The 12,709-nt window shown below is 61.7% G+C and carries 9 protein-coding genes and 2 rRNA genes; 3 read left to right on the top strand and 8 right to left on the bottom strand.

The features are described 5' to 3' along the window. Nucleotides 1-29: 29 nt before the first annotated feature. The 3 genes from BM186_RS19615 to BM186_RS19605 all read right to left on the bottom strand — a co-directional run bounded on the left by BM186_RS19615 (nt 30) and on the right by BM186_RS19605 (nt 3,323). Nucleotides 30-1,274, bottom strand: coding sequence for a saccharopine dehydrogenase family protein (locus BM186_RS19615; RefSeq protein WP_074917649.1), 1,245 nt, complete (start codon nt 1,272-1,274; stop codon nt 30-32). Between the two features lie 81 nt (nt 1,275-1,355). Then, on the bottom strand, nt 1,356-2,453 hold the full coding sequence (locus BM186_RS19610; RefSeq protein WP_074917646.1) for a carboxynorspermidine decarboxylase: 1,098 nt from the start codon (nt 2,451-2,453) through the stop codon (nt 1,356-1,358). Between the two features lie 264 nt (nt 2,454-2,717). Next, nucleotides 2,718-3,323: a hypothetical protein gene (locus BM186_RS19605; protein WP_074917643.1), complete on the bottom strand. Its 606-nt coding sequence runs from the start codon at nt 3,321-3,323 to the stop codon at nt 2,718-2,720. 221 nt (nt 3,324-3,544) lie between these two features. On the opposite strand from BM186_RS19605, the gene mksB reads away from it, so the two are divergent. The 3 genes from mksB to mksF all read left to right on the top strand — a co-directional run bounded on the left by mksB (nt 3,545) and on the right by mksF (nt 8,391). Further along, complete coding sequence (mksB, locus tag BM186_RS19600; protein WP_074917640.1) at nt 3,545-4,786, top strand: Mks condensin complex protein MksB; 1,242 nt, start codon at nt 3,545-3,547, stop codon at nt 4,784-4,786. Between the two features lie 84 nt (nt 4,787-4,870). Continuing rightward, nucleotides 4,871-5,563, top strand: coding sequence for an Mks condensin complex protein MksE (mksE, locus tag BM186_RS19595; RefSeq protein WP_074917638.1), 693 nt, complete (start codon nt 4,871-4,873; stop codon nt 5,561-5,563). Further along, a complete protein-coding gene (mksF, locus tag BM186_RS19590) occupies nt 5,560-8,391 on the top strand; it encodes an Mks condensin complex protein MksF (RefSeq protein ID WP_074917635.1) in 2,832 nt (943 codons plus the stop codon). Before mksE ends, mksF begins: the two co-directional genes overlap by 4 nt. Before the next feature lie 129 nt (nt 8,392-8,520). Here mksF and BM186_RS19585 read toward each other — a convergent pair whose 3' ends face one another. From BM186_RS19585 to BM186_RS19565, 5 genes are all read right to left on the bottom strand, one after another. After that, nucleotides 8,521-10,824, bottom strand: coding sequence for a PqiB family protein (locus BM186_RS19585; protein WP_074917632.1), 2,304 nt, complete (start codon nt 10,822-10,824; stop codon nt 8,521-8,523). Next, complete coding sequence (locus BM186_RS19580) at nt 10,817-11,434, bottom strand: paraquat-inducible protein A (protein ID WP_074917629.1); 618 nt, start codon at nt 11,432-11,434, stop codon at nt 10,817-10,819. Before BM186_RS19580 ends, BM186_RS19585 begins: the two co-directional genes overlap by 8 nt. Then, entirely contained in the window at nt 11,421-12,080 is a 660-nt protein-coding gene (locus BM186_RS19575) for a paraquat-inducible protein A (protein WP_074917626.1), read from the bottom strand. Before BM186_RS19575 ends, BM186_RS19580 begins: the two co-directional genes overlap by 14 nt. A 300-nt stretch (nt 12,081-12,380) precedes the next feature. Then, nucleotides 12,381-12,496, bottom strand: a 5S ribosomal RNA gene (gene rrf, locus BM186_RS19570). 139 nt (nt 12,497-12,635) lie between these two features. Beyond that, nucleotides 12,636-12,709: ribosomal RNA gene (locus BM186_RS19565) — 23S ribosomal RNA — on the bottom strand; the annotation flags it as partial.

Raw genomic sequence — 12,709 nt, 5'->3', positions numbered from 1 at the left:
GCGATCCTTTTTTCATTCTGCAGGGCGAATCAGACGGGCTGATCCCAGGGACGGTCGCCGTGCTCATCCTTGATGCGCGTCGGCAGGCCCATTACGTCCAGGAGCTTGAGGAACGGCTCGGCCGGCAGCTCCTCGACGTTGACCATGCGCTTGGCATCCCACTCGCCACGGGCGACCAGTAGCGCGGCGGCGACCGGCGGCACGCCGGCGGTGTAGGAAATACCCTGACTGTCGGTCTCGGCGAAGGCTTCTTCGTGGTCGGCCACATTGTAGATGAACAGCTCACGCGGCTGGCCGTCCTTGGTGCCTTTGACCAGGTCGCCGATGCAGGTCTTGCCGGTATAGCCCGGCGCCAACGAGGCGGGATCGGGCAGCACGGCCTTGACCACTTTCAGCGGTACCACCTCAAGGCCTTCGGCGGTCTTGACCGGCTGCTCGGAGAGCAGACCAAGGTTCTTCAGCACGGTGAACACGTTGATGTAGTGGTCGCCGAAGCTCATCCAGAAGCGCACGTTCGGTACGTCGAGGTGCTTGGACAGCGAGTGCACCTCGTCATGGCCGGTCAGGTACAGGTTCTGTTCGCCCACCACCGGCAGATCGTCGGTGCGTTTGACTTCGAACATGCGGTTGCTCACCCACTGACTGTTCTGCCAGCTGTAGACCGTGCCGGTGAATTCGCGGAAATTGATTTCCGGGTCGAAATTGGTGGCGAAGTACTTGCCGTGCGAACCGGCGTTGACGTCGAGGATGTCGATCGACTCGATCTTGTCGAAGTACTGTTGTTGCGCCAGAGCGGCATAGGAGTTGACCACGCCCGGGTCGAAGCCGACGCCGAGGATGGCGGTCACGCCTTTCTCCTGGCATTCGGCCAGGTGCTTCCACTCGTAGTTGCCGTACCACGGCGGGGTTTCACAGATCTTGCTCGGATCTTCGTGGATGGCGGTGTCCAGATAGGCGACGCCGGTGTCGATACAGGCGCGCAGCACGGACATGTTGAGGAACGCCGAGCCGACGTTGATGACGATCTGCGATTCGGTTTCGCGGATCAGTGCCTTGGCCGCTTCCACGTCCAGGGCGTTCAGCGCATAGGCCTTGATCTCGCCGGGCTGCTTGAGACCGCCCTTTGCCTGCACGCTGTCGATGATGGCCTGGCATTTGGAGATGTTGCGCGACGCAATTGCAATGCGACCTAACTCGTCATTGTGTTGCGCGCACTTATGGGCCACCACCTTGGCAACACCTCCTGCACCAATGATCAGAACATTCTTCTTCAATTGTTTCACCTCCAGGGAACTGCGTTGTTTTAAGCGTTTGATGAGGTGGGCTGAAGCGGAGCACCGCCCACCGCAGCAATGTCAGGACAAGCTGGACAGGTAGTCGTCGAAGCCAAACTGGCGCGCCACCTCGACACTACCGTCGAGTTGTTTCACCACGATGGACGGCATTTTCAGACCGTTGAACCAGTTCTTCTTGACCATGGTGTAACCGGCCGCGTCGATGAACGACAGGCGATCGCCGATCTGCAGCGGCTTGTCGAACTGGTACTCGCCGAAGATATCGCCGGCCAGGCAGGATTTACCGCACACCATATAGGTGTGCTCGCCATCGTTGGGCGCCATCTTGGCGTTGAGGCGGTAGATCAGCAGGTCGAGCATGTGTGCTTCGATGGAGCTGTCGACCACCGCCAGGTTCTTGCCGTTGTACAGGGTGTCGAGCACGGTCACTTCCAGCGAGGCGCTCATGGTGATCGCCGCTTCGCCTGGCTCCAGATAGACCTGTACACCGTATTTTTCCGAGAAGGCTTTCAGGCGCGCGCAGAAGGCATCGATCGGATAACCCTCGCCAGTGAAGTGGATGCCGCCACCGAGGCTGACCCACTCGACCTGGGCGATCAGGTGGCCGAAGCGCTCCTCGATGGTGCTGAGCATCTTGTCGAACAGCTCGAAGCTGCCGTTCTCGCAATTGTTGTGGAACATGAAGCCGGAAATCTGCCCCATGACCTGCTCGATCTTCGCCGGGTCCCACTCGCCGAGGCGGCTGAACGGGCGCGCCGGGTCGGCCAGCAGGTAGTCGGAGCTGCTCACCTGCGGGTTGACGCGCAGGCCGCGGATGGTGCCCTCGGTACGCTCGGCGAAGCGCTCGAGCTGACCGATGGAGTTGAAGATGATCTTGTCGCAGTTGGCGACCATTTCTTCGATCTCGTCGTCGGCCCAGGCCACGCTGTAGGCATGGGTTTCGCCGGCGAACTTCTGGCGGCCCAGTTTCAGCTCGTAGAGGGAGGACGAAGTGGTGCCGTCCATGTACTGCTGCATCAGGTCGAACACCGACCAGGTGGCGAAGCATTTCAGCGCCAGCAGCGCCTTGGCACCGGAGTTCTCACGCACGTAGGCGATCTTCTCCAGGTTGACCAGAAGCTTCTGTTTGTCGATGAGGTAATACGGCGTCTGGATCATGTCGTCGCCCCAACAAGGTCGGCCAGTGGAGGACTTTCAGCCCCCCGGAAAAAAGTGGACGCGAATTGTGCCGATAACCAGCGAATATCGAAAGGGCATTGGGGATTTTTTGTACAACCGGTGATGACCGGAGTCTGCCTTGACTGAGCGGAGACCCTACGGCCGAGCGGTTACAATGATATGACCGGGCCAGGCTTATCCATCACCTGCGCCCCAAGGCGCACAGGGTTGGTGCGGGTCACATTGCCGCGATATCCGACGCGCTCAATGCTGGCGGAACAGGGTCAGCAGGTGCTCGGCGATGGCGCCGCGGATGGTGTCGATGCTCAAGCGCGAGCAGTGAGCGAGCTTGGCGGGGTTGATACGGTGCAGGTGCAGCGATGGCATCCGCGCCTCGTACTCACGCAGATCGCCTTTCACCAGCACGGGCAGAAAATGTTCGCCGCGCTCCCGATAGCGCTCGATCAGCAAACGCAAGCCGACCTGGAACGGTAATTCGCGCGAGGCAATCAGACGCGACTCACCCGGTACCTTCATATATAGGCCGTCGAACCCCACCGCTTCACCGGGCAGGATGTGCACACCGGTGGGCTCCACCGCATCGGCGGGAATATCGTGAAAGGTGTCATGCCAGGCCATCTCGTCCGGCAGGATGGTGATGCCGCCCTGCTCGTCCTGCGGCACCACGAAACTGTAGTTGCTGTAGAGCTTCTCGACATAGCTGGAGTAGATGCACAGGCGGTTTTCGAACCGCCGTAGAAAGGCGATGGCCTGGGCACGATCGGTAATCGCGTGCAGATCCCAGTTCAGATCGCGCTGGTGCTGCAGCTCATGCCAACGGGCATCGACATTCAGGGCAAGGGCAGACATCAGGGACTCCAAAAACCGGTTCGCTGTTGCCACGGCAGAAAGTGTGCCACCTCTCCAACCCAGGTTTTCCCGGCTTTTCAAGCACTTGGCAGGGTTTCTTGCGCACAGCCCGTCCCAATGTGCCGAATCGCGTCACCTGCCTCTGATCGATTCGGACTCAAACCCGGCATCCACCTTGCAGTACAATCGCCGCTTTTAACTTGCCTGGAACCGGCGCCTCGATGATCGATCCCAAGCGCGTATTGCGCGCCCTCGCCGAACACTGGACGTTGCTCGAACCGCTCTGCGAGCGTTTCGACGCCGGCACCCTGAGCCTGGTGGAGCTGCGCGGCCAGCTCGCCGCGCAACTGCCCGACGCCACGCCCAGCGACACCACCGCCCTGCTCGACACCTGGATTCGCCTGGACATCCTGGTGCCGGTGGCCAAGAGCCCCAACCGCTTCGAGCTCAACGCGCAGATCCACGACTTTCTCGCCTACCTGCGCCGCGAGCACCGCCTCGGCCTGTGCCTGGAGATCGAGGCCTACCTGCGCCACCTGGAGCGCCTGGCCGGCTATATCCAGGACGCCTTCGAGGTGCGCGACGCCAACGACCTGGCACGCCAACTGCGCCTGCTCGACATGCGCGTGCGCGACGTACTGAAGAAGCTGGCCAACGACGAACAGGCGCTGGTCAGCGTGGCCGACCGGGCCAAGACCAGCGACCGGCAGATTCCCCTGCGCCAGCGCTACGCTGAGGTGTTGGCCACCTGGGACGAATACGTCGAGCCGATGATCCAGCTGGTCGCCGCCGACGGCGCCTTCGAGCAGGGCGTGCGCCGCGTCGAACAGGTGCTGCTACGCCTGCTCGGCGACCAGCAGCGCCTAGGCCAGTTAGTCGACGACGACCTGCTGCTGCGCACCCACGCGCGCATCCTGGAAATGCAGACCACTGCCCAGCTGACCCTGCGCAAGGCTCGCGAGCTGCTGCTGCCGCTGCGCGAGGAAGCGCGCCGGCACAATGCCGTGACCCGTGGCGCGGCGCTGGCGCTGTCGGTGATCCGCAAGAAGGGCATCGACGCAGTACCGCAGGCGGCCATGCCGCTGTTCACCCGGCCGCAGAGCAACTTCCTGGGCTCAGCCAGCCAGGTCGAAGCCTACGTTTACGCCCTGGCGCGCTTCGAAGCCAAGCCGGCGCACTTCCCCAAGGCCAGTGGCAGCCGCAAGGGCGGCGCGCCCAAGGCGCCGAAGACCGCGCGGGAAATGATCGAGCGCTGCGAACAGGCCCTGCCGCTGCCGGACCTGATGACCTGGCTGCTGGAACAGGAGCCGGAAGGCGCCACCGACGAGTTGCTCTACTGGTTCTCGCGCCTGTCGCGCGAGTCGCGCTTCCAGCGTGAACGCCTGGAGCGCCGCCAGTACCTGACCCGCGAGCACGAGGTCAGCCTCGCCTCCTTCGCCCTGGTAGGCCAGCCCAATGGCTGAGCTGCCCGTAGGGTGCGCTGTGCGCACCGCAACCGACGACCTGGTGCGCACAGCGCACCCTACGACTGCCCGTGAGCATTGCGTATGAACATCGATCTGAAAGAAATGACCCAGCTCGCGGCCGCCTTCCGCGACCTGTTCAAGGGCTACCACATCTCGCGCAGCGAGCCAGAGTGCTACGCCCAGCTGTCCAGTATGCAGGACCAGTACCGCGCGCTGTTCCGCGCTCTCGGCTTCGAGCTGGTGTGCGACCCGCGCGGCTTCTACTACTTCGTCCCCGAGCAGGTCGCCCCACAGGTGAACAAGACCGCCCAGCGCCTGGCGCTGTTCACCTTCATTCTAGTGGAGCATCTCGCTGACCAGGGCCGCGACCCATTGAGCGTGCTCGACGGCGGCAGCATCGGCCGTGACGAGCTGCCGGCGCTGCTGGAGAAATACCGCGACCTGTTCCTGCAGGCCGAGGTGACCACCTTCGAGGAGCTGGAGGACAAGATCATCCGCCGCCTGGTGCAGCTCGGCTTCGCCGAGGACAGCAACGGCGTGTACCGCTTCCTGCCGCCGATGCACCGTTTCCTCGACGTCTGCCTATCGGTGCAGCACGACCGCGACCTGGCTGCCAGCCTGCACAGCAGCGATCTGCCGCTGCCGGCCCCGGTGCTGCTGGACGATGACGGCGACGCCGACGCGACCGCTGTCATCGATATCGAAGAATCCGAGGAAAACGCCCTGGCTCGCGCCATGGCCGAAGAACGTGCCGCACAGGAGATGGACGCATGAGCCAGGAACGCTACGGCATCCGCCGCTTCGCCCTGCTGAACACCGCCGGCTACAGCCTCGGCCTGTTCCCGCTGGAAAACCCGCTGTCGGTATACGGCGCCAACAACCTGGGCAAATCCGCCTCGATCAACGCCCTGCAGTTCCCGATCCTGGCGCGCATGTCGGACATGAGCTTCGGCAAGTACAGCCTGGAAGCCTCGCGCAAGTTCTACTTCGCCAGCGACACCAGCTACATCCTCGTCGAAGTCGCCCTGCCCCATGGCCCGCACGTGATCGGCGTGGCCGGTCGCGGCCCGGGTGGCGGCTTCGGCCATCAGTTCTTCGCCTATGCCGGCGAGCTGGACCTGGAGCACTACCAGCAGAACGGCACCTGCCTGCGCCAGCGCGAACTGTTCAAGAACCTCGGCCAGGCCGGCATCACCGCCTACGAACTCAAGCCCGACGAACTGCGTCGCCTGCTGGTCGGCGGTCACACCAGCATCCCGCTGGACCTGACCCTGATCCCGCTGCGCTCGACCAGCGAGCAGAGCCTGAAGACCTTCCGCGCGCTATTCATCAACCTGCTGCATATGAGGGAGATCACCGCGGCGAAGCTCAAGCAGCTGTTCCTCGATGCCTTCGAGCACAGCCTACGCTCCGGCAGCGTCGACTACATCGCCGCCACCGAAGAGGCCTTCCGCGATGTGCGCCGCATGGAGCAGGACTATCAGGCGCTGGTGACTGCCGGCCCGCTGATCGAAGCGCTGGCCTCGGGCGTGACCCAGCGCGAAGTGCTGCGCGGCAAACTGCACCGCCTCTCGCCGCTGCTCGACAACCTGCTGGGCACCTGGCACGACTACGCCGATGCGCGCAAGGAAGAGCTGGTGATCCAGGCCGAGCACTATCGCAACGAGCAGGACGGCCTGCAAAACGAGCAGCGTGGTGGTACTAGCGAGCTGATGCGCCTGGAGCGCGAGATCAGCGAAATCCAGCGCTGGCTAGGCGAACTGGCAGTGCTGAAGAACCGCTTCGCCCTGGTGGAAAACGCCAAGGTGCTGGAGGAGCAACTGCTCGCAGCCAAGGACGCCCACGACGAACTGGCCGGCGCCCTGGCGCAGTCGCGGCAGTTCTCCAGCGAAGACCTGGACGAGCGCCTGCGCGATCTGGAAAAGCGCCTCAAGTCCGTCAAGCAGCAGCTCGACCACGCCGACAACAACAGCTACTCGCGCCTGCGCGAGGAATTCAGCCAGGCCGATGTCGACCGCCTGATGCGTCTGTTCAACGGCCAACTGTTCAGCCTGCCGCTGGGCGAGAAAGGCATTCAGGCCGAGGGCGACGACTGGGTCAAGGCGGTCGAAGCGGTACTGGATCGCTTCAAGGGCGACACCTTCGCCGTGCCGGGCCTATCCATCGACCTGAGTCATATCGAACCGCCGGCACTGCAAGCGCTGGCCGACCGCGCCGCCCTGCGCGATCAGAAGGATCGTCTGGAGCGCGAGCTCAAGCAGCTCAAGACCCAACAGTCGGTCGCCGCCGACCGCGCCGCCAGCAAGGCCCAGGCCGAGACGCTGTACCAGGCTGTGCTGGATGCGCAAAAGGCCCTGGAGGACTTCCGCAAGAGCCAGACCCTGGCCGCCGAGGAACCGCAGAAGCTGGAGCGCCTGGCCGAGCTGGAAGGCGCCCAGGACGAACTCAAGCGTGCCAGTGATGCCTTCGCCGAGCGCGTTCAGCAACTCTCCGCCAAGCTGCAACTGGTCGGCCGCCAGCTGGCCGATCTGGAAGCCAAGGAGCGCACCCTGGAAGACGCCCTGCGCCGTCGCCAACTGCTGCCGGCCGACCTGCCCTTCGGCACGCCGTTCATGGAGCCGGTGGACGACTCGCTGGACAACCTGCTACCGCTGCTCAACGACTACCAGGACACCTGGCAGGCGCTGCAGCGCATCGACGGCCAGATCGAGGCGCTATACGCCCAGGTTCGCCTCAAGGGCGTGGCCAAGTTCGACAGCGAAGACGACGTCGAGCGCCGCCTGCAACTGCTGGTCAACGCCTATGCCCACCGCCAGGACGAAGCCCTCACTCTAGCGAAGGCCAGACGTGCGGCGGTCACCGATATTGCCCGTACCCTGCGCAATATCCGCAGCGACTACGACAACCTCGAGCACCAGTTGGCGCTGTTCAACCGCGAGATCAACAAGCGCCAGGTCTCCAACCTGCAAAGCTTCCGCATCGTCCTGGCGCCGAACAAGGAAGCCCTGCGCCATATCGACCAGATCATCCACAGCGCCGGCCAGTACGAGGAAGGCGAGACCCTGTCGGTGTTCGACCTGTCGCAATCGGCCGATCAGGATGCCAAGAACGAGGAGGCCAAGGACTACCTGTCGCGCCTGGTGGCTGCCAACGGCAACCAGTTGGGCCTGAAGGATCTGTTCGAGCTGGCCTTCGAGATCACCAAGGTGCACGGCCAGCCAGTGATCCACACCGATATCGATGGCGCTGCCTCCAACGGCACCACCATGACCATCAAGGCGCTGACCAACATGTACCTGCTGCTACACCTGATGGATCGCGAGCAAGCCGGGCGCGTGCGCCTGCCCTACTACCTCGACGAGGCGGCGGACATCGACGAACGCAACCAGCAGGCGCTGATCGAGACCAGCCTGCAGCTTGGCTTCGTGCCGATCCTGGCCTCGGTCAAACCGCAGGTCTCGGCCCACGTGGCCATCGACCTGGAAGGCGGCAGCGGCCCCAACGGCATCTATATCGACGAGGCGGACTGGAAGTTCATCAAGCCGCGCGAAAGTACCAAGGCCCAGGCACCTCAGCAGGAAGAGGCGGTCGAGCCGGCTTGAAGCTCAAGCCCCTCCCAAGGTCCACACGACCGTAGGAGCGGCTGGGCGGCATTCCGCTTCAGCCGCGAGCTTTTATCAACCCAAAAGAAAGGGCCGCTCAATGCGGCCCCTTTCATTTCTACGGTTTGCTCACTGCTCCAGCACGATCTTCGGCGCCCACTGCATCCACACATCCTGCGGCTCGTCGAACAGTGCAAAGGTCTGCCCCGGCTGCGCCGGCCCGCCCATCTCAGGATTGTTCGGCGTGGCGAAGGCGACGCCGCCTTCGAGCAACGCCTCCAGCGATTCGGTCCGCACTTTCACGCCCTTGAACAGCCCGGCATCCACACCGATGCCACTGGCATTCCAGAAGCGGCTGCCCGAACGTACCAGCGGCGCATAACGCGGTTCGATCAGCACATGGATCAATACGCGATCCGAGGTCGGCCCCAGCTCGAAATCCACCACCTTGCCCACCGGCACCTCGCGGTAGCTGACGATCACCCCCGGCTTGATCGAGCCACGCCGCGGCGCGCTCAGCACCAGGCGCAAGCCTTCCTCACGCACGGCCTGATTCGGCGCAGAAGCCAGGGCGACGAACTCGGTACGTCGCGCTCCTTTCTGCGCAGCCGGTTGTACCTCCAGATACTGACCGCTGACCAGCGTGCCGAGATTCGCGGCACGGATCAGGCTAAGTTCCGGCTTCACCACCCAGAAGCGCGTCCCCTCACGGGCAATCTGCTCGGCTGCCTGACTGATACGCACGTTGAGGATCACCGCTTGCAGGTCATCAGTCAGGCTCAGGCTCTCGACCTTGCCAACCTCCAGCCCCTTGTAGCGCACCAGGGTGCCTGGTTGCAGACCGTCACCATCAGCCAGCCGAATGGTGATCTGCTGCCCCAGTTGCAAGGCGCTTTCGCGGTCCGCATGCAAGGCGAAACGCTGCACCTGACGGCCCGACCTGGCCGCCTGCAGGTCTGGCGTTTCGAAGGCGATGCCACCCGCCAGCAGGGTCTGCAACGACTCGCTCTTCACCTCTACACCGGACAATCCACCCCTTAGGGTGATGCCACTGGCATTCCAGAAACGTGTGGACGTATTGATCAGATGTACGTAGTCAGGCTCGATATGCACCCCGAGCACGACCTGGCTATTGTCGCGGCCAAGCTGGTAACTCTGTACCGAGCCCACCTTGATCTGCTTGTAGAGCACCGGACTACCGACTTCGATAGAGCCGAGCTGATCGGTGAACAGCACCAAGTGCAGTCCTGGCGCCCCAAGATCCAAAGGCGGCGCCTTGCTTCGCGCGACGAAGTTGCGTGCCGGTGGATTGCCCTTCTCCCCCGGCCGCACGGCAATGTAGTTACCTTTGACCAATGCCTCGAGGCCAGTGATACCGGCCAGCGAAATGGAGGGTTTGACCACCCAGAAATCCGAGCCCTCCACCAGATACTCTTCGGCCAGTGGATTGATGGTCAGCTCGGCCGTGGCGCTATTGAGGTCACGGTCGACCTTCATGGCTTTCAACGAACCGACCTGAATGCCCTTGTACATGACCGGCGTTCGGCCTTCCTGCAGCCCATCGAAATCACTGAGCTTCACGACGATCTTGATACCCGCCTGTGCCTCGTCGTAGTCCTCATAGAGACGGAACGGCAGCGCTGGATCAGTGGGCGGGCTGTCCTTGCGATGCTCGGGCGTGGCGAAGGCGATACCGCCGGCGACGATACTGGCTAGCGACTCGCTGCGCAGCTTGAAGCCGGACAGGTCAGCATCGACACTGATCCCGCTGGCATTCCAGAACCGCGTATGTTTGCGCACCAGATGTGCATAAGCGGGCTCGATGAACACCTTCACCTCTACGGTGCTCTGGTCATCACCCAGGGTGTAACTCTTCACTCGGCCAACCTGAATCTGCCGATAGAAAACCGGGCTGTCACGGTTGAGCGAGCCGAGCCGCTCAGCCTTCAGCGTGATGTGCAGCCCCGGCACATCGTCACCCATCGGTGGTTCTTGAGCCAAGGCGGTAAAGCTGCGGGTAGATTCGCCCTCACCGGGGCTGAAAGTAATGTAGTTACCTGAAACCAGTGTCTCCAGACCGCTGATACCAGCCAGACTGACATTCGGTTTGACCAACCAAAAACGAGTGCCCTCACGCAGATACTGCTCGAGTTCCTTATTGACCTCCAACTGAGCGACAACACCGCGATTCTTTCCACTTTGGTCAAGACTGATGGCCGTTACCTTCCCCACCGCCATACCCTTGTACATCAGTTCGGTCTTGCCGGCCTGAATCCCCTCGCCGCTGGCGAATACCAGCTCCACCTGAATACCGGCTTCGCTGTATGCACGCCACGCCAACCAGCCGCCAATGAGCAGTGCAATAAGAGGCAAAACCCAGATGGCTGACCAGTTCGAAGCAGGACGCGTCTTGGCCAGAGGAAGGTCAGTCATGATCGGTTTCCGTGTTATCCCAGATAAGGCGAGGGTCGAAAGTCAATGCAGCAAGCATGGTCAGTATCACCACACTGGCAAAGGCAGCGGCGCCGGCTCCAGCTTCGATGCTGGCCAGGCTGCCAAAATTCACCACTGCCACCAGAATGGCGATGACGAAAATATCGAGCATCGACCAGCGGCCAATCCATTCGATGAAGCGGTACATGAGGATCCTCTGACGCGCTGACATCGGTTGATGGCGCTGCACGGAATACAACAGCAGAGCAATCCCCACCAACTTGAAGGTTGGCACAAGAATGCTGGCAATAAATACCACCGCCGCAATAGGTAGCATGCCAAAGTTAATAAGCTCCAGTACGCCGCCCATTATGGTCGCTGGCGCACCTTTGCCGAGACTGTTGACGGTCATGATAGGCAGCAGATTAGCTGGGATGTAGAGAATCGCCGAAGTCAGCAGCAATGCCCAGGTTCTGATCAGGCTATTGGGCCGCCGGGCATGAATATGACCGCCACAGCGCCTGCAGTACTGGTGCTTGGCATCAACGTCGACTGGATTGAGTTGATGACACTCATGACAGACCAGCAATCCTGCCTCAATCGCCCGCATGGATATCCTCCCCAGACAAGGCTTCCCAGATCTGATGCGGTGACATGGTCACCTCTAGCCAGACTTGCACCAGCAACAGCGCGATGAAACAGAACAGGCCCAGGCCGAGGCTCAGGTCAGCCAGGTCCATCAGCTTGACCATCGCCACCAGGATGCCCATCAGGTAGACCTCGAGCATTCCCCACTCACGCATGTGATGGTAGATCCGGTAGAGCAACAGACCGTAGCTACGACCGAAATCCATACGAATACTCAGCAGCACCAGCAGTTGGCAAAGCAACTTGAGCAATGGCACCGCCATGCTGCACAGAAACACCACAACAGCGATGCCCTGCATACCGCTTTCATAGAGGCCAATAACACCGCTCCAGACGGTGTCCTGCGAGGTCTGCCCCAGCAGGTTGAGCTGCATGATCGGCAGGAAGTTGGCTGGGACATAGAGCAGCAGAGCCGTCAGTACCAGTGCCAGGCTACGCCGCACGACATGGTGACGATGGCTGAAAAGCTCATAACCACAACGCGGGCACTCGGCACTCTCGCCATCCTGCAACACCGGCTTGCGCATCAACAGATCGCACTCATGACAGGCGACCAACTGCTCGATCGGCAAGGATGACAAGGAGGGTTCGGACGGTGAGTCAGACATGAAAGTCCCCTGCAGAATTTGTGCATTCTACCCGAGCAAAGCCAAACGCCGACATACCGTAGGGTCTGCCGCACGCACCGCTGTGACCGCGTCCTTGTCGGTGCGCGCAGCGCGCCCTATGAAGCTCTGTTTTCCGCGTGCCAAAGAAGAAACCCCAGACCGCTTGCGCGATCTGGGGTTTCGTATAGGAGCTTGATGAGGACCCGGCCGGCGCCCCGGGGCTCTCACCGCTACGCGCCATTTTTTGCGCACATAGAAGAACGCCCAGTCTGCGTGAGCAAACTGGGCGTTCGTATAGGAGCTTGACGATGACCTACTCTCACATGGTGAAGCACCACACTACCATCGGCGATGCGTCGTTTCACTACTGAGTTCGGGATGGGATCAGGTGGTTCCAACGCTCTATGGTCGTCAAGCAATTCGGTTGGGATCTCGCGGTGAGGCGCTATCCCTTGGATACGTGATAGAGGCTTTGTAGTTCTTGCAAATTTTCGGCTTTCTGTCGACTTCACCATCGACACCCTCTGCTTTGAGGGCAGATTGTTTGGGTGTTATATGGTCAAGCCTCACGGGCAATTAGTATGGGTTAGCTCAACGCCTCACAGCGCTTACACACCCCACCTATCAAC

The organism is Ectopseudomonas toyotomiensis (assembly GCF_900115695.1).
Lineage (GTDB): Bacteria > Pseudomonadota > Gammaproteobacteria > Pseudomonadales > Pseudomonadaceae > Aquipseudomonas > Aquipseudomonas toyotomiensis.
This window is presented reverse-complemented; position numbering and strand designations above follow the sequence as displayed.